Origin of the sequence: Microbacterium aurugineum, from assembly GCF_023101205.1 — a bacterium.
GTDB classification, from domain to species: Bacteria; Actinomycetota; Actinomycetes; order Actinomycetales; family Microbacteriaceae; genus Microbacterium; species Microbacterium aurugineum.
Genome location: NZ_CP078078.1, coordinates 714,294 through 733,050, shown reverse-complemented (window position 1 = coordinate 733,050; position 18,757 = coordinate 714,294). Strand labels below are relative to the sequence as shown.

General features: G+C 65.9%; 27 protein-coding genes. All 27 read right to left on the bottom strand.

Annotated elements, in window-relative coordinates:
* Positions 1-82: 82 nt before the first annotated feature.
* On the bottom strand, positions 83-673 hold the full coding sequence (gene rplE / locus KV397_RS03565) for a 50S ribosomal protein L5 (RefSeq protein WP_047524104.1): 591 nt from the start codon (positions 671-673) through the stop codon (positions 83-85).
* Positions 673-1,032: a 50S ribosomal protein L24 gene (gene rplX / locus KV397_RS03560; RefSeq protein WP_047524105.1), complete on the bottom strand. Its 360-nt coding sequence runs from the start codon at positions 1,030-1,032 to the stop codon at positions 673-675. The genes rplE and rplX overlap by 1 nt, the downstream gene beginning before the upstream one ends.
* A 2-nt stretch (positions 1,033-1,034) precedes the next feature.
* The gene (gene rplN / locus KV397_RS03555; RefSeq protein ID WP_017201583.1) at positions 1,035-1,403 is read right to left on the bottom strand and encodes a 50S ribosomal protein L14; all 369 of its coding nucleotides are present in this window, start codon (positions 1,401-1,403) and stop codon (positions 1,035-1,037) included.
* The gene (rpsQ, locus tag KV397_RS03550) at positions 1,400-1,732 is read right to left on the bottom strand and encodes a 30S ribosomal protein S17 (protein ID WP_047524106.1); all 333 of its coding nucleotides are present in this window, start codon (positions 1,730-1,732) and stop codon (positions 1,400-1,402) included. The genes rplN and rpsQ overlap by 4 nt, the downstream gene beginning before the upstream one ends.
* On the bottom strand, positions 1,732-2,049 hold the full coding sequence (gene rpmC, locus KV397_RS03545; RefSeq protein ID WP_017829202.1) for a 50S ribosomal protein L29: 318 nt from the start codon (positions 2,047-2,049) through the stop codon (positions 1,732-1,734). The genes rpsQ and rpmC overlap by 1 nt, the downstream gene beginning before the upstream one ends.
* The gene (gene rplP / locus KV397_RS03540; protein WP_047524107.1) at positions 2,049-2,468 is read right to left on the bottom strand and encodes a 50S ribosomal protein L16; all 420 of its coding nucleotides are present in this window, start codon (positions 2,466-2,468) and stop codon (positions 2,049-2,051) included. The genes rpmC and rplP overlap by 1 nt, the downstream gene beginning before the upstream one ends.
* Positions 2,468-3,223 carry a 30S ribosomal protein S3 gene (rpsC, locus tag KV397_RS03535; RefSeq protein WP_017201587.1) on the bottom strand — a complete coding sequence of 252 codons (756 nt, stop codon included), beginning with the start codon at positions 3,221-3,223 and terminating at the stop codon, positions 2,468-2,470. The genes rplP and rpsC overlap by 1 nt, the downstream gene beginning before the upstream one ends.
* Positions 3,223-3,621, bottom strand: a complete 399-nt coding sequence (gene rplV, locus KV397_RS03530; protein WP_021201121.1) for a 50S ribosomal protein L22 — start codon at positions 3,619-3,621, stop codon at positions 3,223-3,225. Before rplV ends, rpsC begins: the two co-directional genes overlap by 1 nt.
* Complete coding sequence (gene rpsS, locus KV397_RS03525; RefSeq protein WP_017829205.1) at positions 3,621-3,902, bottom strand: 30S ribosomal protein S19; 282 nt, start codon at positions 3,900-3,902, stop codon at positions 3,621-3,623. Before rpsS ends, rplV begins: the two co-directional genes overlap by 1 nt.
* 12 nt (positions 3,903-3,914) lie before the next feature.
* Entirely contained in the window at positions 3,915-4,754 is an 840-nt protein-coding gene (rplB, locus tag KV397_RS03520; RefSeq protein ID WP_017201590.1) for a 50S ribosomal protein L2, read from the bottom strand.
* Positions 4,755-4,774: 20 nt separating this feature from the next.
* Positions 4,775-5,098 carry a 50S ribosomal protein L23 gene (gene rplW, locus KV397_RS03515; RefSeq protein WP_017829206.1) on the bottom strand — a complete coding sequence of 108 codons (324 nt, stop codon included), beginning with the start codon at positions 5,096-5,098 and terminating at the stop codon, positions 4,775-4,777.
* Complete coding sequence (rplD, locus tag KV397_RS03510; RefSeq protein ID WP_047524108.1) at positions 5,095-5,757, bottom strand: 50S ribosomal protein L4; 663 nt, start codon at positions 5,755-5,757, stop codon at positions 5,095-5,097. The genes rplW and rplD overlap by 4 nt, the downstream gene beginning before the upstream one ends.
* Before the next feature lie 2 nt (positions 5,758-5,759).
* Entirely contained in the window at positions 5,760-6,419 is a 660-nt protein-coding gene (gene rplC, locus KV397_RS03505) for a 50S ribosomal protein L3 (protein ID WP_047524109.1), read from the bottom strand.
* A gap of 8 nt (positions 6,420-6,427) precedes the next feature.
* Positions 6,428-6,736 carry a 30S ribosomal protein S10 gene (rpsJ, locus tag KV397_RS03500; RefSeq protein WP_017201594.1) on the bottom strand — a complete coding sequence of 103 codons (309 nt, stop codon included), beginning with the start codon at positions 6,734-6,736 and terminating at the stop codon, positions 6,428-6,430.
* Between the two features lie 835 nt (positions 6,737-7,571).
* Positions 7,572-7,784, bottom strand: coding sequence for a hypothetical protein (locus KV397_RS03495; RefSeq protein WP_045264638.1), 213 nt, complete (start codon positions 7,782-7,784; stop codon positions 7,572-7,574).
* Positions 7,785-7,934: 150 nt separating this feature from the next.
* On the bottom strand, positions 7,935-9,125 hold the full coding sequence (gene tuf / locus KV397_RS03490) for an elongation factor Tu (protein ID WP_047524110.1): 1,191 nt from the start codon (positions 9,123-9,125) through the stop codon (positions 7,935-7,937).
* Between the two features lie 169 nt (positions 9,126-9,294).
* Positions 9,295-11,409 (bottom strand): elongation factor G, encoded by a 2,115-nt coding sequence (gene fusA, locus KV397_RS03485; RefSeq protein WP_047524111.1) that lies wholly within the window; start codon positions 11,407-11,409, stop codon positions 9,295-9,297.
* An 87-nt stretch (positions 11,410-11,496) separates the two neighbouring features.
* The gene (gene rpsG / locus KV397_RS03480; RefSeq protein WP_017201608.1) at positions 11,497-11,967 is read right to left on the bottom strand and encodes a 30S ribosomal protein S7; all 471 of its coding nucleotides are present in this window, start codon (positions 11,965-11,967) and stop codon (positions 11,497-11,499) included.
* Between the two features lie 5 nt (positions 11,968-11,972).
* On the bottom strand, positions 11,973-12,341 hold the full coding sequence (gene rpsL, locus KV397_RS03475) for a 30S ribosomal protein S12 (RefSeq protein WP_017201609.1): 369 nt from the start codon (positions 12,339-12,341) through the stop codon (positions 11,973-11,975).
* 226 nt (positions 12,342-12,567) lie between these two features.
* Positions 12,568-13,215, bottom strand: coding sequence for a spermidine/putrescine ABC transporter substrate-binding protein (locus tag KV397_RS03470; protein WP_194239285.1), 648 nt, complete (start codon positions 13,213-13,215; stop codon positions 12,568-12,570).
* Between the two features lie 67 nt (positions 13,216-13,282).
* Positions 13,283-13,717 carry a hypothetical protein gene (locus KV397_RS03465; RefSeq protein WP_261812180.1) on the bottom strand — a complete coding sequence of 145 codons (435 nt, stop codon included), beginning with the start codon at positions 13,715-13,717 and terminating at the stop codon, positions 13,283-13,285.
* Positions 13,718-13,782: 65 nt separating this feature from the next.
* The gene (locus KV397_RS03460) at positions 13,783-14,823 is read right to left on the bottom strand and encodes an ABC transporter (RefSeq protein ID WP_131492370.1); all 1,041 of its coding nucleotides are present in this window, start codon (positions 14,821-14,823) and stop codon (positions 13,783-13,785) included.
* A 115-nt stretch (positions 14,824-14,938) separates the two neighbouring features.
* Entirely contained in the window at positions 14,939-15,091 is a 153-nt protein-coding gene (locus KV397_RS03455; protein ID WP_153242816.1) for a hypothetical protein, read from the bottom strand.
* A 73-nt stretch (positions 15,092-15,164) separates the two neighbouring features.
* Entirely contained in the window at positions 15,165-15,818 is a 654-nt protein-coding gene (locus KV397_RS03450; RefSeq protein ID WP_131492371.1) for an HAAS signaling domain-containing protein, read from the bottom strand.
* A complete protein-coding gene (locus KV397_RS03445) occupies positions 15,815-16,147 on the bottom strand; it encodes a PadR family transcriptional regulator (protein WP_047524115.1) in 333 nt (110 codons plus the stop codon). Before KV397_RS03445 ends, KV397_RS03450 begins: the two co-directional genes overlap by 4 nt.
* 67 nt (positions 16,148-16,214) lie before the next feature.
* Entirely contained in the window at positions 16,215-17,123 is a 909-nt protein-coding gene (locus KV397_RS03440) for a sugar ABC transporter permease (protein ID WP_131492372.1), read from the bottom strand.
* 1 nt (position 17,124) lies between these two features.
* Positions 17,125-18,729 carry an ABC transporter permease subunit gene (locus tag KV397_RS03435; RefSeq protein WP_261812179.1) on the bottom strand — a complete coding sequence of 535 codons (1,605 nt, stop codon included), beginning with the start codon at positions 18,727-18,729 and terminating at the stop codon, positions 17,125-17,127.
* Between the last annotated feature and the right edge of the window lie 28 nt (positions 18,730-18,757).

Genomic DNA, 18,757 nt, shown 5'->3' with positions numbered 1-18,757 from the left:
GCCTGCGATGACACGCAATTTTCAATTGTACGTGCACATCGACGGGCTCAGTGACACGAGACCACTGAGCCCGTCAAGGGTGTTACGCCTGTGCGTCTTCCGAGCGGAACGGGAAGCCGAGGTGGCGGAGCAGTGCCCGACCCTCGTCATCCGTCTTCGCGGTGGTGACGACGGTGATGTCGAAACCGCGAACCCGGTCGATCTTGTCCTGATCGATCTCGTGGAACACGCTCTGCTCCTGGAGACCGAAGGTGTAGTTGCCGTTGCCGTCGAACTGCTTGGCCGAGAGACCGCGGAAGTCGCGGATTCGGGGCAGAGCGAGCGAGACGAGGCGGTCGACGAACTCCCACGCGCGGTCACCACGGAGGGTGACGTGCGCGCCGATGGCCTGACCCTCACGCAGCTTGAACTGCGCGATGGACTTGCGGGCCTTCGTGACGATCGGCTTCTGGCCGGTGATCTTGGTGAGGTCGTCGACCGCGCCATCGATCACCTTGCTGTCGCGAGCTGCCTCGCCGACACCGGTGTTCACGACGACCTTGACCAGTCCGGGGATCTGCATGACGTTCGAGTAACCGAACTCTTCCTGCATCGCCTTCTTGATCTCGGTGTTGTACTTCTGCTTCAGGCGCGGCTGGATCTTGCCAGCCGGCGCGGCAGTGTCGGTGCTCATCAGAGGTCCTTACCGCTCTTCTTCGCGTAGCGCACGCGGACGGTGCGCTTCACGCCGTCCTTCGTCTGCTCCTCGACCCGGTGGCCGACCTTGGTCGGCTTCTTGGTCGAGGGGTCGACGAGTGCGACGTTCGAGATGTGGATGGAGGCTTCGACGGTCTCGAGGCCTCCGGTCTTGGTGCCACGCTGCGTCTGTCCGACGCGGGTGTGCTTGGTGACGTAGTTCACGCCTTCGACGATGACGCGGTTCTTGTCGGAAAGGACGTCGAGGACCTTGCCCTGCTTACCGCGGTCGCCGCCACGCTCCTGCGTGGCACCCGTGATGACCTGAACCAGGTCACCCTTCTTGATCTTCGCCATGATTAGATGACCTCCGGCGCCAGCGAGACGATCTTCATGAACTTCTTGTCACGAAGCTCACGACCGACCGGTCCGAAGATACGGGTGCCGCGGGGCTCCCCGTCGTTCTTCAGGATCACGGCGGCGTTCTCGTCGAACTTGATGTAGGAGCCGTCCGGACGACGGACCTCCTTCTTGGTGCGGACGATGACCGCCTTGACGACGTCGCCCTTCTTGACGTTGCCACCGGGGATCGCGTCCTTGACGGTCGCGACGATGGTGTCGCCGAGGCCCGCGTAGCGGCGCTTCGAGCCACCGAGAACGCGGATCGTGAGCAGCTCCTTGGCGCCGGTGTTGTCGGCGACCTTGAGTCGGGATTCCTGCTGGATCACTTGGCCTTCTCCAGAATCTCCACCAGGCGCCAGCGCTTCGTGGCGCTGAGCGGGCGGGTCTCGTTGATCAGGACCAGGTCGCCGATGCCGGCGGTGTTCGCCTCATCGTGCGCCTTGACCTTCGAGGTGCGGCGGATGACCTTGCCGTAAAGCGGGTGCTTCACGCGGTCCTCGACCTCGACCACGATGGTCTTGTCCATCTTGTCGCTGACGACGTAGCCGCGACGCGCCTTGCGGTAACCGCGTGCAGCGGTGTCGCGGACGTCGTGCTCGGACGACTCGTGTCCTGCGGCCTGCGTCTCCGCAGTCGCTTCCTTCTTGGTGGCCATCACTCAGCCTCTTCCTTCACGGCGTCGTCGGCGGAGTCCGCCTTCTTCGCCTTCGACTTGGTCGCCTTCTTGGCCGGAGCCTCGACCGGAGCGGGCGTCGCACGGATGCCCAGCTCACGCTCGCGGATCACGGTGTAGAGACGCGCGATGTCGCGCTTGACGGCGCGGATGCGGCCGTGGCTCTCCAGCTGGCCGGTGGCCGACTGGAAACGGAGGTTGAACAGCTCCTCCTTGGCCTTGCGCAGCTCCTCGACGAGGCGCTGGTCTTCGAATGTGTCGAGCTCTGCCGGGGCGAGCTCCTTGGTGCCGATCGCCATTACGCGTCGCCCTCCTCGCGCTTGATGATGCGTGCCTTGAGCGGCAGCTTGTGAATTGCTCGGGTCAGAGCTTCGCGAGCGAGCTGCTCGTCGACACCCGCGACCTCGAAGAGGACACGGCCCGGCTTGACGTTGGCGACCCACCACTCGGGGGAACCCTTACCGGAACCCATGCGGGTCTCGGCAGGCTTCTTCGTGAGCGGACGGTCGGGGTAGATGTTGATCCACACCTTTCCACCACGCTTGATGTGACGGGTCATCGCGATACGAGCGGACTCGATCTGACGGTTCGTCACGTAAGCGGGCGAAAGCGCCTGGATACCGTACTCGCCGAAGGAGACCTTCGTGCCGCCGGTGGCCTGACCCGAGCGCCCGGGGTGGTGCTGCTTGCGGAACTTGACCTTACGGGGGATGAGCATTATGCCGACGCTCCTTCTGCGACAGGTGCCTCGTTGCGCGGGGCACGGCGGCGGTCGCCACCACGGTCGTCACGACGAGCCTTGGGTGCGTTGGCCTGCTCGCGAGCGAGCTCCTTCGCGGTCAGGTCGCCCTTGTAGATCCAGACCTTCACGCCGATGCGGCCGAAGGTGGTCTTCGCCTCGTAGAAGCCGTAGTCGATGTTCGCGCGCAGCGTGTGCAGCGGCACACGACCCTCGCGGTAGAACTCCGAACGGCTCATCTCGGCGCCGCCGAGGCGGCCGGAGACCTGAATACGGATGCCCTTGGCGCCGGCGCGCTGAGCGCCCTGCAGACCCTTGCGCATCGCACGACGGAACGCCACACGAGCAGAGAGCTGCTCGGCGATGCCCTGCGCGACGAGCTGAGCGTCGGCCTCGGGGTTCTTGACCTCGAGGATGTTCAGCTGGATCTGCTTGCCCGAGAGCTTCTCGAGGTCGCCGCGGATGCGCTCGGCCTCGGCTCCACGACGACCGATCACGATGCCCGGACGGGCGGTGTGGATGTCGACGCGGACGCGGTCACGGGTGCGCTCGATCTCGATGTTCGAGACACCGGCGCGGTCGAGCTGCGTCTTGAGCAGGTTGCGGATCTTGATGTCCTCGGCGACGTAGTCGGCGTAACGCTGCCCCGGCTTCGTCGAGTCAGAGAACCAACGCGAGACGTGGTCCGTCGTGATGCCGAGACGGAAGCCGTACGGGTTTACCTTCTGTCCCATTACTTGCTCGCCTTCTTGTTGCTGTCGCCCGTGGCGGCCGGAGCTGCCTCAGGCGTCGAGAGCACGACCGTGATGTGGCTCGTGCGCTTCTTGATCTGGAAAGCGCGACCCTGTGCACGGGGCTGGAAACGCTTGAGCGTCGTGCCCTCGTCGACGTACGCGTTCGCCACGTACAGGTCCTGCTCGTCGAGGAATTCGCCGTCGCGATCCGCCTTCACCTGCGCGTTGGCCATGGCCGACGCGACAAGCTTGTAGATCGGCTCGCTGGCGCTCTGCTGCGCGAACTTCAGGATGGCGAGAGCCTCCTGAGCCTGCTTGCCCTTGATGAGCGCGACGACACGGCGAGCCTTCTGAGGGGTCACGCGGATGTGTCGCACGCGTGCGATCGATTCGACCATTAGCGGCGCCGCCCCTTCTTGTCGTCCTTCTCGTGACCGCGGAAGGTGCGGGTGGGCGCGAACTCGCCCAGCTTGTGACCGACCATGGTCTCGGACACGAACACAGGGATGTGCTTGCGTCCGTCGTGGACCGCGATCGTGTGACCCAGCATGGCCGGGATGATCATGGACCGACGGGACCAGGTCTTGATGACGTTCTTGGTGCCGGCTTCGTTCTGCACGACCACCTTGCGAAGCAGGTGATCGTCGACGAAGGGGCCCTTCTTAAGACTGCGAGGCATCTTCTCTTACTCCTACTTGCGCTTCTTGCCGGCGTTACGACGACGCACGATGTACTTGTCGCTTTCCTTGTTGGCGTGACGGGTACGACCCTCCGCCTGGCCCCACGGGGAGACGGGGTGACGACCACCGGAGGTCTTACCCTCACCACCACCGTGCGGGTGGTCGACCGGGTTCATCGCGACACCACGGACCGTCGGGCGGACGCCCTTCCAGCGCATACGGCCGGCCTTGCCCCAGTTGATGTTCGACTGCTCGGCGTTGCCGACCTCGCCGATGGTCGCGCGGCAGCGCGCATCGACGTTGCGGATCTCACCCGAGGGGAGACGCAGCTGGGCGTAGGGGCCGTCCTTGGCGACGAGACGGACGGATGCACCGGCCGAACGTGCCATCTTCGCGCCGCCGCCGGGGCGGAGCTCGATCGCGTGGATGACGGTACCGGTGGGGATGTTCTTCAGCGGGAGGTTGTTACCCGGCTTGATGTCAGCCCCGGCACCCGACTCGACGATGTCGCCCTGCTTCAGCTTCGCCGGAGCGAGGATGTAGCGCTTCTCACCGTCGAAGTAGTGCAGCAGCGCGATGCGCGCGGTGCGGTTGGGGTCGTACTCGATGTGAGCGACCTTGGCGTTGACGCCGTCCTTGTCATTGCGACGGAAGTCGATGACGCGGTACTGGCGCTTGTGGCCACCACCGATGTGACGGGTCGTGATGCGGCCCTGGTTGTTGCGACCACCGGTCTTCGAGAGCGGGCGCAGCAGCGACTTCTCCGGCGTCGATCGAGTGATCTCGGCGAAGTCAGCCACCGACGAGCCGCGACGGCCCGGGGTCGTGGGCTTGTACTTGCGAATAGCCATGATTGTCCTTATCCCCCGGATCAGCCGATTGCCGTGAAGATGTCGATGGTGCCCGACTTCAGGGTGACGATGGCGCGCTTGGTGTCCTTGCGCTTGCCGGTTCCGAAGCGGGTGCGGCGAGCCTTGCCGACGCGGTTGAGGGTGTTGACCCCTGCGACCTTGACGCCGAAGATCTTCTCGATGGCGAGCTTGATCTCGGTCTTCGAAGCGCGCGGGTCGACGAGGAAGGTGTACTTTCCTTCATCGATGAGCCCGTAGCTCTTCTCGGACACGACCGGCTTCAGGATGATGTCGCGCGGGTCCTTGTTCAGGGCCGTCTGGAGAACAGATGCCTGCTCGCTCATGCGGAGACCTCCTGGTTGGCGCCGGACTTGGAGGCGATGAAGCCCTCGAGCGCGGCCTGGGTGAAGACGATGTCGTCGGAGACGAGCACGTCGTATGCGTTGAGCTGGTCGAACGTCAGCACGTGCAGGTTCGACAGGTTGCGGATGCTCTTCAGCGTCACGTCGTCGCCCCGCTCGATGACGACGAGCACGTTCTTCGACGAGACGACGTTGGTGAGGAAGCTCACCGCGGTCTTGGTCGAGGGCGTGCCGTCGATCCCGAAGGAGTCGATGGCGTGGATGCGGTCTCCGCGGAAGCGGTCGCTGAGCGCGCCCAGCAGGGCGGCGGCGATCATCTTCTTGGGGGTGCGCTGCGAGTAGTCACGCGGCTTCGGGCCGTGGACGATGCCACCACCGGTCATGTGGGGCGCGCGGATGGAACCCTGACGGGCGTTACCCGTGCCCTTCTGCTTGAAGGGCTTGCGGCCGGCACCGGAGACCTCGCCACGACGCTTGGTCGAGTGCGTGCCCTGGCGTGCCGCCGCGAGCTGCGCGACGACGACCTGGTGGATGAGCGGGATGTTCGTCTTGGCGTCGAACAGTGCGGCGGGAAGCTCGATGGAGCCTGCCTTCTTGCCGTCTGCCTTGAGGACGTCGAGCGCGAGAGTGGAGTCAGCCATGATCAGGCACCCTTCACTGCGTTGCGGACATAGACGATGCGACCACGAGCACCGGGGACGGCGCCCTTGACGAGCATGAGTCCCTTCTCGATGTCGATGGCGTGCACCGTGAGGTTGAGGACGGTCACGCGCTCGCCACCCATACGGCCGGCCATGCGCATGCCCTTGAAGACGCGGCTCGGGGTCGACGATGCGCCGATGGAGCCGGGCTTGCGGTGGTTGCGGTGTGCACCGTGCGAAGCCGAGACGCCCTTGAAGTTGTGGCGCTTCATGACACCGGCGAAGCCCTTGCCCTTGCTCGTGCCGACGACGTCGACGAGCTGGCCTGCCTCGAAGGTGCCGTCGACCGTGAGCTCCTGGCCCAGGGTGTAGTCGCCGGCGTCCGCGGTGCGGATCTCGGTGACGTGACGACGCGGCGTGACGCCGGCTGCCTCGAAGTGAGCGGAGAGCGGCTTGTTCACCTTGCGGGGGTCGATCTGGCCGTAGGCGATCTGCACGGCGTTGTAGCCGTCCTTCTCGGGGGTACGGACCTGGGTGACCACGTTCGGTGCCAGCTCGATGACGGTGACGGGAACGAGCTTGCCGCTCTCGTTCCAGACCTGGGTCATGCCGAGCTTCGTGCCGAGCATGCCCTTGGAAACCTTGGAATTGATGTCAGCCATGTCGAACCTCAGAGCTTGATCTCGATGTTGACATCGGCCGGCAGGTCGAGACGCATCAGCGAGTCGACAGCCTTGGGCGTCGGGTCGACGATGTCGATCAGACGCTTGTGGGTGCGCATCTCGAAGTGCTCGCGGCTGTCCTTGTACTTGTGGGGCGACCGGATGACGCACACGACGTTCTTCTCGGTCGGAAGGGGCACGGGGCCGACGACGGTTGCGCCCGCACGGGTCACGGTGTCGACGATCTTGCGTGCGGACGTGTCGATGACCTCGTGGTCATACGACTTCAGGCGAATGCGGATCTTCTGTCCCGCCATTGTCTGCTCTCTCTCTTTAGGCGTCTTACCGTCCGGGACCGGGTGGCCCTGGGGCATTGGACGCACGTCGGCGCTGTTCGCGCCTCGGCACGAGAACGGCTCTCACGAGTCGATCTGCTGCACCACTGTTCTTCTGTCAGCCGGAAGCCGCGAGGCGACCGGATGCCGACCTTCCACCGCGCACGGCGGAACCCTTCATCATGAGGGGGTGTCGGGGTGTGTTCTGCTACCCGCGGCCTAGAACCCTGCGCCGTCCCGGAGGAGGCGCCGTCTATGCACTGCCCTGGCAGTGATCCGTTGCACGCACAGCGGCAACGGAATATCGAACCTGTCTATTCTGCCACGGCCGATTTCACTTCTGCAAACCCGGGCGTGTCGCGGTCGTCTCGCCGCGCCTCAGACGCGCGGCGGAGACGTCAGATCGCAGGAGATAGCGGGGCGAGGCATCCCCATGCCTCGCCCCGCTTGGGGAGGGCGTTCAGTGCGAGGGGGCACACCGAACGCGAGTAGCCCGGCGTGAAGGGACGCCGAGCTCCTCGACCGAGGGCGCGGCGGAAGACCCGCCGCGCAGGCAGGGAGACGCTCAGGCGCAGTGGCTGCGCGCGTCGCACGATGATCCCCAAGATCGCATATCCCCAGTTTGGACGCGGATGACCGCGTGTTCCCGGAAACCGAACCCCTTCGGCTTCCATGACCGCAAGATCCCCAGGCGGTCGAGACGATCTTACTCGATGCAGGAGCGAATCCGCCACATTTGACACCGGGTCTCACCGCCCGGCACCGAAAAGCGGCGCCCCACCACCGGTGGGGCGCCGCTCAGCGACGACGGGCGAGGCTACTCGTTGCCGACGGCCTTGTCCGCGCTGTCCCGGATCTCGTCGATCTTGTCCGCCGCGCCGGGTGCGATCTTCTTCGCGAAGTCGGCGACACCGTCGAGCACCTTGTCGCTGATGTCCTCCGCCTGCTCGCTCTTCACGGCTTCGGCGATCTTGTCCTTGTTCTGCTCGTAGAGGTCCTTGCCCTTGTTCACGGCGTCCTCGATACCCATGTGACTCCCCTTCTGAGACGTGTGCGGTCGTCCGATCGGGGCGACCACACTCATTGTGCATGTCCACCCCGCCGAAGGGAACCCTCGCCGCCCGTCCACGACAAAGGGGCCGGACCCGAAGGCCCGACCCCTTTGCGAGGAAGCAGATGCTTACTTGATGATCTTCGTGACCGTACCGGCGCCGACGGTGCGTCCACCCTCACGGATGGCGAAGCCGAGGCCCTCCTCCATGGCGATCGGCTGGATCAGCTCGACCGTCATGTCGGTGGTGTCGCCGGGCATGACCATCTCGGTGCCCTCGGGCAGCGAGATGACGCCGGTGACGTCGGTGGTGCGGAAGTAGAACTGCGGGCGGTAGTTCGTGTAGAACGGGTTGTGACGGCCACCCTCGTCCTTCGACAGGATGTACGCGGTGCCCTCGAAGTCGGTGTGCGGCGTGACCGAACCCGGCTTGACGATGACCTGACCGCGCTCGACGTCTTCACGCTTGGTACCGCGGAGCAGCAGACCACAGTTCTCGCCGGCCCAGGCCTCGTCGAGCTGCTTGTGGAACATCTCGATACCCGTGACCGTGGTCTTGACGGTCGGACGGAGTCCGACGATCTCGACCTCGGAGTTGATGGCCAGCGTGCCACGCTCGGCGCGACCCGTGACGACGGTTCCACGGCCGGTGATCGTGAAGACGTCCTCGACGGGCATCAGGAACGGCTTGTCGCGGTCACGCTCCGGGTCCGGAACGCTGTCGTCGACGGCCTGCATGAGGTCCAGGATCGCCTGGACCCACTTCTCGTCGCCCTCGAGGGCCTTGAGAGCGGAGACGCGGACGACAGGAGCGTCCTCGTCGAAGCCCTGGCCGGCGAGCAGCTCGCGGACCTCGAGCTCGACGAGCTCCAGGATCTCCTCGTCGTCGACCATGTCGGACTTGTTCAGCGCGACGAGCAGGTAGGGAACGCCGACCTGCTTGGCGAGCAGCACGTGCTCACGCGTCTGAGCCATCGGGCCGTCGGTGGCGGCGACCACGAGGATCGCGCCGTCCATCTGAGCCGCACCGGTGATCATGTTCTTGACGTAGTCGGCGTGGCCGGGAGCGTCGACGTGCGCGTAGTGGCGCTTCGGGGTCTCGTACTCGATGTGCGAGATGTTGATGGTGATACCACGCTGGCGCTCTTCCGGCGCCGAGTCGATGGAAGCGAAGTCACGCTGCACGTTGGTGTCGGACGGGTACTTGTCAGCAAGCACCTTCGAGATCGCTGCGGAGAGCGTGGTCTTGCCGTGGTCGACGTGACCGATCGTTCCGATGTTGACGTGCGGCTTGGTCCGCTCGAACTTGGCCTTAGCCACTGGGTCCTCCTCAGGACGTCGTTGTAGAGGTGACCGGGCACTGGTTTGCGACCGGTTCTCTACGGGTTAGGTTCTCAGTTTAGTAGAGAGGGAATGTGAAGTTGTAGGTGACCTGGGAACCCCGCGGCGCTTCGCCGTGCTCGGCGCCGCGGGGAACCCAGAAGGGTGATTACTCGCCCTTGGTCTTCTGGACGATCTCGTCCGCCACCGCGCGGGGAACCTCAGCGTAGCTGTGGAACTCCATCGAGTAGACGGCGCGGCCCGAGGTCTTCGAGCGCAGGTCGCCGATGTAGCCGAACATCTCGGACAGCGGCACCTGAGCGCGGACGACCTTGACGCCGGCGGCGTCTTCCATCGACTGGATCTGGCCACGGCGCGAGTTCAGGTCACCGATGACGTCGCCCATGTACTCCTCCGGAGTACGGACCTCGACGGCCATCAGCGGCTCGAGCAGCACGGGGTTGGCACGGCGAGCGGCCTCCTTGAAGCCCATGGAGCCCGCGATCTTGAACGCCATCTCCGAGGAGTCGACGTCGTGCGCTGCACCATCGACGATGGTCGCCTTGACGCCGACCATCGGGTAGCCCGCGAGCACACCGACGTTCATCGCGTCCTGGAAACCAGCATCGATCGAGCCGATGTACTCACGGGGGATGCGACCACCGGTGACGGCGTTCACGAACTCGTAAGTCGTCTCGGAGTCAAGCTCGAGCGGCTCGATGTTGAACTGGATCTTCGCGAACTGTCCAGAACCACCGGTCTGCTTCTTGTGCGTGTAGTCGTGCTTCTCGACGGTCTTGCGGATCGTCTCACGGTACGCGACCTGCGGCTTGCCGACGTTCGCCTCGACGCGGAACTCGCGCTTCATGCGGTCGACGAGGATGTCGAGGTGCAGCTCGCCCATGCCCTTGATGGTCGTCTGACCGGTCTCGGGGTTGAGCTCCGTGCGGAAGGTCGGGTCCTCCTCAGCGAGCTTCTGGATCGCGAGACCCAGCTTCTCCTGGTCGGCCTTGGTCTTCGGCTCGATCGCGACCTCGATCACGGGCTCCGGGAACGTCATCGACTCGAGGACGACCGGAGCTGCCGGGTCGGCGAGGGTGTCACCGGTGGTGGTGTCCTTCAGGCCGATGACCGCGTAGATGTTGCCGGCGGTCAGCGAGTCGACCGGGTTCTCCTTGTTGGCGTGCATCTGGAAGATCTTCCCGATGCGCTCCTTCTTGCCCTTGGTCGAGTTGACCACGGCGGAGCCCGAGTCGAGGTGACCCGAGTAGACGCGCACGTAGGTGAGGCGACCGAAGAACGGGTGCACGGCGACCTTGAAGGCCAGCGCCGAGAACGGGTCGTTGGCGTCGGGGTGACGCTCGATGATCGTGTCGTAGTCCTTCGGGTCGTGCGCCTCGATGGCACCGACGTCGAGGGGGTTCGGCAGGAAGTCGACGACCGCGTCGAGCATCGGCTGGACACCGCGGTTCTTGAACGCGGAGCCGCAGAGCACCGGGTAGATCTCGCTCGCGACGGTCAGCTTGCGGATCGCGCCCTTGATCTCGGCGACCGTGAGCTCCTCGCCACCGAAGAACTTCTCGAGCAGCGCGTCGTCGGTCTCGGCGACGACCTCGAGGAGCTGCTGACGGTACTCGTCCGCCTTCTCCTTGAGGTCGGCGGGGATCTCCTGGACTTCGTACTTGGCGCCCATGGTGACATCACCCTTGGAGTCGCCGGGCCAGACCAGTGCACGCATCTCGATCAGGTCGATGACACCGATGAAGTCGTTCTCCGCACCGATGGGCAGCTGGATGACCAGCGGCTTGGCGCCGAGGCGGCTGACGATCGTGTCGACCGTGAAGTAGAAGTCGGCACCGAGCTTGTCCATCTTGTTGACGAAGCAGATGCGCGGCACGTTGTACTTGTCGGCCTGACGCCACACGGTCTCGGACTGGGGCTCGACGCCCTCCTTGCCGTCGAACACGGCGACAGCACCGTCGAGGACGCGGAGCGAGCGCTCCACCTCGACCGTGAAGTCCACGTGACCGGGGGTGTCGATGATGTTGATCTGGTTCTTGTTCCAGAAGCAGGTCACGGCGGCAGACGTGATCGTGATGCCGCGCTCCTTCTCCTGCTCCATCCAGTCGGTGGTCGAGGCGCCGTCGTGCGTCTCGCCGAGCTTGTGGTTGACGCCCGTGTAGAACAGGATGCGCTCGGTCGTCGTGGTCTTGCCGGCATCGATGTGCGCCATGATGCCGATGTTGCGGACCTTGCTCAGGTCCGTGAGCACGTCTTGTGCCACAGGAGTGTCCTTATCTTTTGGAGCAGTCTTACTGCGAAGAGGGGGTGCCCGTCCCCCGACGGGAGGCCGGGGGACGGGCGAAGCTGTTTACCAGCGGTAGTGAGCGAACGCGCGGTTCGACTCGGCCATCTTGTGCGTGTCCTCGCGGCGCTTGACCGCGGCACCCAGGCCGTTGGACGCGTCGAGGATCTCGTTCTGGAGACGCTCGGTCATCGTCTTCTCACGACGGCCCTTCGCGTAGCTCACGAGCCAGCGCAGAGCGAGCGTGTTGGCGCGGTGAGGCTTGACCTCGACCGGCACCTGGTAGGTCGAACCACCGACGCGGCGGCTGCGGACCTCGAGGGTCGGGCGCACGTTGTCGAGCGCCTTCTTGAGCGTGGCGACGGCGTCCTGGCCGTTCTTCGCCTCGACACCGCGGAGGGCGCCGTAGACGATCGACTCGGCCAGCGACTTCTTGCCGTCGACGAGGATCTTGTTCACCAGCGAGGTGACGATCGGTGCGCCGTATACCGGGTCGTTGACGACGGGGCGCTTCGGGGCGGGTCCCTTACGAGGCATCTAACTCAACCCTTCTTCGCGCCGTAGCGGGAACGAGCCTGCTTACGGTTCTTGACTGCCTGGGTGTCCAGGGCGCCACGGACGATCTTGTAACGCACACCGGGAAGGTCCTTGACACGACCGCCGCGCACGAGCACGAGCGAGTGCTCCTGCAGGTTGTGGCCCTCACCGGGGATGTACGCGGTGACCTCGGTGCCGTTGCGGAGCTTCACACGAGCGACCTTGCGCATCGCCGAGTTCGGCTTCTTCGGGGTGGTGGTGTAGACGCGGGTGCAGACCCCGGCCTGCTGCGGGTTCGACTTGAGCGCCGGCGCCTTGGTCTTGGTGACCTTGGGCGAGCGACCCTTGCGAACCAACTGCTGAATGGTTGGCACGTTCTCTCCTCATAGTGCTGCACGGTGACAGCGTGATGGGTTTCACATCATGACCCACCGGCACGCCGGAATCGACGAGCTTTTGGTGTGGTGGGTATGCCGTGGGGGCGGACCGGCATGGTGCCGACGCCCAGCGCGCACGTCGAGACGTGCACACACCTGGTCAAGTGTAATGCCGCGTAACGTGGCGGTCAAATGAGCGTGCGGCCGCGAACCGTCGCGAGGATCAGGGGATGTCGGGATCGAAGGGCGAGTCCAGCGACTCGGTCAACTCCGCCAGCAGCGCCTCGATCTGAGGCTCGACATGCTGGGAGATCGCCGCCTGGATGACGATCCGGTGCCCGAGCAGCATGTTGCAGATCTCCCGGCCGACCATGTTGGCGTACTCGTCGGCCAGGGCGACTTCTTGGCGGAGGGCGATCTTCGCCTCCTCCGTGAGCGGCGGCAGCGCCGGGAGCTCTGCGGCGGAGTCGTCGGCGAGGCCGGCGATCGTGAACAGGAACGGTGCTCCGGGTACCGGCTCCGGATCGAGCGGGAGCCCGTCGAACTCGGGGTCGAGGTCTTCGGCCGGTCGGTAGCTGCGGGCGCGATTGCGTGCGGCCTGCTGGTCGAGCTCTCGCTGCAGCATCGGGAGGTTCTGCGCCGTGTACTCGGCGACCGCGTGGTCGACGATGGTCTTGATCCGGGTGGAGAGCCCATGCTGCACGCCGTGGGGCGCGTTCGCTCCGATCCCGGCGGCGGCGAGGATCGGAGACCCCAGACAACGGCGGCAGGGCGCGACGCGGCCTCGATGGGTCGCCGGCTCCCAGCGCGGCACCCAGCGCAACCAGGCCTCGACGGCTTGGTCCACCTGCGTCTCCAGTGAGCGCTCCACCCCACCAGCGTACGGCGCGTCGCCCTTCACCGCGTCGATTTCCCCTTCCGCGGCGGGGCGTGGAAGGTCACTCGTCCTCGTCGCGCTCCCAAGGCCAACGCGGATGCTCAGCACGAGTGCGTCGGAGAGCGACGCCACCCCACGCGGCGATCAGCGCCGCCACGAGCAGCACCGCGCTCACTCCACCCCGGACGAGGTCCCCGGCGACCGCCGTGGCGATCACGACGTCCGACGTTCCGAGGAGAACGGCGAACCACACGACCACGAGATGCGCGAGGACAGTGACGAGCGCGATCGTGATCGTGGAGACGAAGGACGGACGCCGGGTCCGGAGGGTCACCCCCAGGAGCACCGCGAAGGCGACGACCGCGGCGAGCATCCCCACCACCCCCGGAACCTGACCGAGGTCGGGGGTCGAGATGATGTCGGTGTCGGTCGCCACGCTCAAGGCACCGAGCCCGAACACCGCGAGCGCGAAGAAGCTGATGGTGGCGAGCACCACCGCCAAGACAGCCGAAACCCCCGCGGACTCGGGCCCGCGGGGGTTCGGCGTGGTGGAGTTCGTGACTACCTCGACAGCGTCGGACCGGCTTCGAGGGTGCGCTCATACTCGCGCTGCGCCTCGGCGTTCAGCTCGGTCTTGCGCGCACCGCTGCGGGACACCCATGCGCCGAACCAGATGGTCAGCTCACGGGCGAACACGAACGCGGCGATCGCCAACGGCGCCAGCAGCTGTTCCCCGACGAGGTCGAGTCCCTGCGAGGCGGTGAGCTTCCAGAACGGCGCCTCGAACAGCTGCCCGAGGATATGGCCGGCGTACGCGATGACGCCGACGAGGAGACCGAACACGACCCAGAGGCCCCAGCGTCCGCGGTTGATGATCGCGCCGAGCAGCCAGAACCCGAGGAAGAACACGACGACGGGAGTCCAGTATCCCCACGTGAGCAGAGGCGCGAGCGCCGCTTCACCGATGTTCTCGCCCGTGACATCCCCGGCGACCGCGCCGAATCCCAGCGCCGCGCCCAGGTAGAGCACGGCGAAGACGAGGGTCGCGAGCAGACCGATGAGCCCGGCGGTTCCGCGGTTGCCGCGATCACGCGGCGGCTCCGGAGCCTGCACGAAGATCGGCTGCGGCTGGGCCGCGGCCGCACCCGCGCTCGCGGCGACCAGCGGCTCCGACGGGACGACACGGGTGTCGGCCTCATCGCCATACTGCGCGTAGGCACCCCCGGCCATGCCGGACTGTTCGTGGCCGAACGGTGCGGGCTCGGCCACGACCGGTTCAGGGAAGAAGGAAGCACTGTCGGCGTCGGCCTCAGAGCGGACATCGCGCACGTCGGGGTTCGAGGCGGCGGCCGGCGTCGCTGTCGCGGCGGGGGGCGGAGGAGCGAACGTGCCGGGGTGGTCCCGCTCGGCCTCTTCGAAGGCGGCGAGGTCGGGGTCGACGGGCGCGGCGACGGGGTCGACGGGACCGTCGTCCACGCTGTCGTTCGCGCCGGGAACATCCGCGCCCGCGGCGGCGGCGTCTGCGAGACCGGCGTTCGCGCTGCCGACGACGTCGTCGACGTCAGCCGGCTTCTCGGGCTGGGGGCCGTCGGGATCACTCATGGGGTGCGCCTCTCATCGGATATGTGCATTGCGAGGGTACCGCCGCGTGAACGGCCGCTCACGCAGGCGTGCCGACGTGTCGCCATGCGGGTGAAGACGGGCCGGTCGCCACCGCTCAGGGGAGGGCGGTGCGCAGGGCGTCGCCCGCGAACGCGGCCAGCACGGGAAGGATCGGGAGGGACAGCCAGACGAGCGCCCCGATGATCGCGGCACACACGACACCGGCGAACCAGCTCATCGCGATGCTGCGCCCAGCCACTCGTGCCATATCCTCACGCTACGACGAGCGGGGCGAACTCGCGGGCCGCAACGCCGAGCGATGACGCGGTCGCTGCACGGTCTCACGCGGCGGTGCGCCCCCGCAGCCTCCAGAGCAGCCAGAGGCCCGATGCGGGGATGAGGAGGAAGCCGAAGAGGAGCAGGAGGTGCCAGATGCTGAGACTCGGCACCAGCGGATTGTTCGTGACGTCGTCCGGCCCGGGACCGGACCCGGAGGAGCTTCCCGAGGAGGCGAACTCCACGAAGCTCATGAACTGCAGGAGCAGCAGCGACAGGGCGCCGAACACGAATGGCACGACGATCGAGACGACCTTCTCCCACGTCTTCCACAGGGCGCTCAGCGAGACGAGCACCGCTCCGACGAACCACCCGAGTACCGGGACGATGAATCCGCCGAAACTCAACGTCAGTGCCGCCGTGATCGCGAACCCTCGCGTCGACGTCGATGGGCGGCGCGGCGCCGGCGGGGCGGAGACCGGGGCGGCGACCACGATCCTCGGGCTGTCCGGGACTTCGTCCTGGGCCTCGCGCGCGATCGCGGCCGGATCCCCCAGCCGCGCGATCCGTGCGGCCATCGCTTCGGCGTCGAGCCCCTCGAGCTCTTCGACGATGCCGCCGCGGATGTCGGAGGCGACGCCGTGCGGGAGGTCTCGCATGGCCTCATCGAGCCGCGCGAGGTAGTCGTCGCGCAGTGCGTGTGCGTCTGTCTGTGTCATGGTCGCCCCTCTCCGACGATGCCCGTGACGACACGGGCGAACGGTGTCCATTGGGCGCGGAAGCGCTCGAGCTGCTGCACACCCGCCTCCGTGAGCCGGTAGTACTTGCGCACCGGACCGCTCTCGGACGGCTGGTCGAACGTGCTGACCCAGTCGGCGTCACGCAGCCGCCCCAGAAGCGGATACAACGTGCCGATGCTGGCGATCAGTCCGGCGCGTGTGAGTGCGTCCGCCAGCTGCCAGCCGTACATCGGCTCGCGCGCGAGCAGGCCGAGCACGCAGTACTCGACGACCCCCTTGCGCATCTGGGCGCCGACATCAGCTGTCATGCATCACAAGATAGCATGCGACACAAGCTACCGCGACCGGCCGATACGCGAGGCGGTCCGAAGGAGGTCAGCCCTTGGTCGCGCCCGCCGTCAGTCCGCCGACGATGTACTTCTGCAGGAACAGGAACAGGATCATCACCGGGATCGCCGCCATCACGGCACCGGCAGAGAACGCCGACCAATCCGCGTAGCGCGGGTTGGCCACGAGCTTCGTGAGCCCGACGACCAGCGTCTGCTGGTCGACGTCGACGAGCATCACACTCGCGATCACGTATTCGTTGACGGTGCCGATGAAGGACAGCAGCCCGACGACGGCGAGGATCGGCGCGACCAGGCGCAGGATGATCGTGAAGAAGATCCGGGCATGTCCGGCGCCGTCGATGCGGGCGGCCTCGTCGATCTCCTTGGGGATCGTGTTGAAGAAGCCGTACATCAGATACGTGTTCACGCCGAGTGCGCCCCCGAGATACACCAGGATGAGTCCGGTGTGGGTGTTGAGCCCGATCGCCGGGAACCAATCCCCCAGCGTCGACATGAGCAGGAAGATCGCGACGACGGCGAGCAGCTGCGGGAACATCTGCACCACGACGATCGTGACGAGTCCGACGCGGCGCCCGGCGAATCGCATGCGGGAGAACGCATATGCGGCGCACGCCCCGATGAAGACCGTGACGGCGCCCGTGACGACCGCGATGAGCAAGGTGTTCAGGAACCAGGTGCCGTAGGGGTTCTGCGGGTCACTCAGGATACGCACGTAGCTGTCGATCCCGATCGCCGAGAACAGCTGATTCGATCCGGTGAGCGTCCCCTTCGGGTTCAGCGAGGCAGACACGACGTACAGGAGGGGGAACAGGGCGAACACGCTGACGACGATCGCGACGAGGTGACGCCACCCGGTGTCGGCGAACCAGGCGCCGAGAGTGCGTCGGCGCGCGGCGGGGGCGTGTGCGTCGGTGGCGGGGCTGGCGGTGCTCATGTCAGTTCAGCTCCTCGAGGGCCTTGGTCTTGCGGAAGCTGATGATCGAGATGGTCGCGACCACGATGAAGATCAGGATGGTGAAGGCGGAGGCGAGACCGTAGTCGCGCGTCTGCCCGGTGAAGGCCACCTTGTACACCATCGAGATCAGGATGTCGGTGTGTCCCACGGGGATCGACACGTCGCTGAATCGCGGCCCGCCCTTGGTGAGCATGTAGATCAGGTTGAAGTTGTTGAAGTTGAACGCGAAGGACGAGATCAGCAACGGCGCGACCGTGACGAGCAGCAGCGGGAGCTTGATGCGCCGGAACACCTGCCAGGGGTTCGCGCCGTCCATGACGGCCGCCTCGTTCACGTCCTCCGGGATGCCCTGGAGGGCACCCATGCACACCAGGAACATGTACGGGAAGCCGAGCCACAGGTTGACCAGCAGGACCGACACCTTCGCGAGCGTCGGATCCGTGAGCCACGGGATCGCCGCACCTCCGAACAGGACCTGGTTGATGAAGCCGAAGCTCTCGTTCATCATCCCGGCCCAGACGAGTGCGGAGAGGAACGCGGGAAACGCGTACGGCAGGATCAGGATGATCCGGTATCCGTTGCGGAAGCGCATCCGGGTGTTGTTGAACACCAGCGCGAGCAGGAGCCCGAGGAAGAACGTCGACGCGACCGAGATCACCGCGAACGCGAACGTCCACAGGGTGACCGAGATCAACGGCCCACGAATAGAGGAATCGGTGACGGCACGGACGAAGTTGTCGAAGCCGACGGTCGTCTGCCACCCGGGCAGCAGCTGCTCCCCGTCCGCCGCGGTGAAGGCTCCGTCACCCTCGTCGGAGTAGACGGTGCCGGTGGTGGTGTCCGTGATCGTGTCGGCAGGCGCGTCGTACTCGAGCGTCGAGACGTACAGATACCCCTTCTGGCCGTCCGGAGCCCGCAGGCTGCCGTCGTTGGGGTCATCGCTGAACGGGACGGAGAGCTTCTCGAGCTCTTCCGAGAGCGTGAAGACGGTCGCGAGCGGGAGCGTCGTCCAGCCGTCGACCGCGATGGCCTGACCGCCCGCGAACTCGGCGTCGACCTCTTCGAGCGGCTGCTCGGACGTGCCGAGGAGGGCGTCGCCGGACTCCGGGTCCGTCACGAGGAACCCGTACGTTCCGAACTGCTCGACGACGGTAACGGGGTAGGTGGGCGAGTCCTCGACCCGCTCCTGTGCCGAGGCGAGGAGCGAGGAGATCGCCTGCTCCTTGGTGCCGTTGTGGCCGGTGCCGTAGTTGGTGAAGCCGATGTACCCGGTGTAGAGGAGCGTGAACACCTGGAACACGACCAGGAAGATGATGCCGGGGGTGAGGTACTTCGCTGCAATGCGCTTGCGCGAGAAGTAGATGTAGTTGACGAGGACGGCGACCGCGACGACGATGCCGAGGATCAGCCACTCCTGGTTCGCGAAGAGCACGAACGCGGCGTAGAGCGCGATCGCATCGACCACCGCCAGCAGGAGGATCTTCAGCAGCATCCAGCCGATCGGTCCGGATGCGGCCTCCGCGATCTTCGCGGCCTGGCGCTGACGTCGGGTCGGAGGAGCCGTGCGCTCGTCGGTGTCTGTCATGTCGTCCTCGTCATGATCCTGCCGGGGC

Excerpts from the sequence above, each read along its gene's own strand:
- rplE (WP_047524104.1), bottom strand. The coding sequence starts at position 673 with ATGAGCACCGACACTGCCGCGCCGGCTGGCAAGATCCAGCCGCGCCTG.
- rplX (WP_047524105.1), bottom strand. The coding sequence starts at position 1,032 with ATGGCGAAGATCAAGAAGGGTGACCTGGTTCAGGTCATCACGGGTGCC.
- rpsQ (WP_047524106.1), bottom strand. The coding sequence starts at position 1,732 with ATGGCCACCAAGAAGGAAGCGACTGCGGAGACGCAGGCCGCAGGACAC.
- rpmC (WP_017829202.1), bottom strand. The coding sequence starts at position 2,049 with ATGGCGATCGGCACCAAGGAGCTCGCCCCGGCAGAGCTCGACACATTC.
- rplP (WP_047524107.1), bottom strand. The coding sequence starts at position 2,468 with ATGCTCATCCCCCGTAAGGTCAAGTTCCGCAAGCAGCACCACCCCGGG.
- rpsC (WP_017201587.1), bottom strand. The coding sequence starts at position 3,223 with ATGGGACAGAAGGTAAACCCGTACGGCTTCCGTCTCGGCATCACGACG.
- rplV (WP_021201121.1), bottom strand. The coding sequence starts at position 3,621 with ATGGTCGAATCGATCGCACGCGTGCGACACATCCGCGTGACCCCTCAG.
- rpsS (WP_017829205.1), bottom strand. The coding sequence starts at position 3,902 with ATGCCTCGCAGTCTTAAGAAGGGCCCCTTCGTCGACGATCACCTGCTT.
- rplB (WP_017201590.1), bottom strand. The coding sequence starts at position 4,754 with ATGGCTATTCGCAAGTACAAGCCCACGACCCCGGGCCGTCGCGGCTCG.
- rplW (WP_017829206.1), bottom strand. The coding sequence starts at position 5,098 with ATGAGCGAGCAGGCATCTGTTCTCCAGACGGCCCTGAACAAGGACCCG.
- rplD (WP_047524108.1), bottom strand. The coding sequence starts at position 5,757 with ATGGCTGACTCCACTCTCGCGCTCGACGTCCTCAAGGCAGACGGCAAG.
- rplC (WP_047524109.1), bottom strand. The coding sequence starts at position 6,419 with ATGGCTGACATCAATTCCAAGGTTTCCAAGGGCATGCTCGGCACGAAG.
- rpsJ (WP_017201594.1), bottom strand. The coding sequence starts at position 6,736 with ATGGCGGGACAGAAGATCCGCATTCGCCTGAAGTCGTATGACCACGAG.
- KV397_RS03495 (WP_045264638.1), bottom strand. The coding sequence starts at position 7,784 with ATGGGTATCGAGGACGCCGTGAACAAGGGCAAGGACCTCTACGAGCAG.
- rpsG (WP_017201608.1), bottom strand. The coding sequence starts at position 11,967 with ATGCCTCGTAAGGGACCCGCCCCGAAGCGCCCCGTCGTCAACGACCCG.
- KV397_RS03460 (WP_131492370.1), bottom strand. The coding sequence starts at position 14,823 with ATGAGTGATCCCGACGGCCCCCAGCCCGAGAAGCCGGCTGACGTCGAC.
- KV397_RS03455 (WP_153242816.1), bottom strand. The coding sequence starts at position 15,091 with ATGGCACGAGTGGCTGGGCGCAGCATCGCGATGAGCTGGTTCGCCGGT.
- KV397_RS03450 (WP_131492371.1), bottom strand. The coding sequence starts at position 15,818 with ATGACACAGACAGACGCACACGCACTGCGCGACGACTACCTCGCGCGG.
- KV397_RS03445 (WP_047524115.1), bottom strand. The coding sequence starts at position 16,147 with ATGACAGCTGATGTCGGCGCCCAGATGCGCAAGGGGGTCGTCGAGTAC.
- KV397_RS03440 (WP_131492372.1), bottom strand. The coding sequence starts at position 17,123 with ATGAGCACCGCCAGCCCCGCCACCGACGCACACGCCCCCGCCGCGCGC.
- KV397_RS03435 (WP_261812179.1), bottom strand. The coding sequence starts at position 18,729 with ATGACAGACACCGACGAGCGCACGGCTCCTCCGACCCGACGTCAGCGC.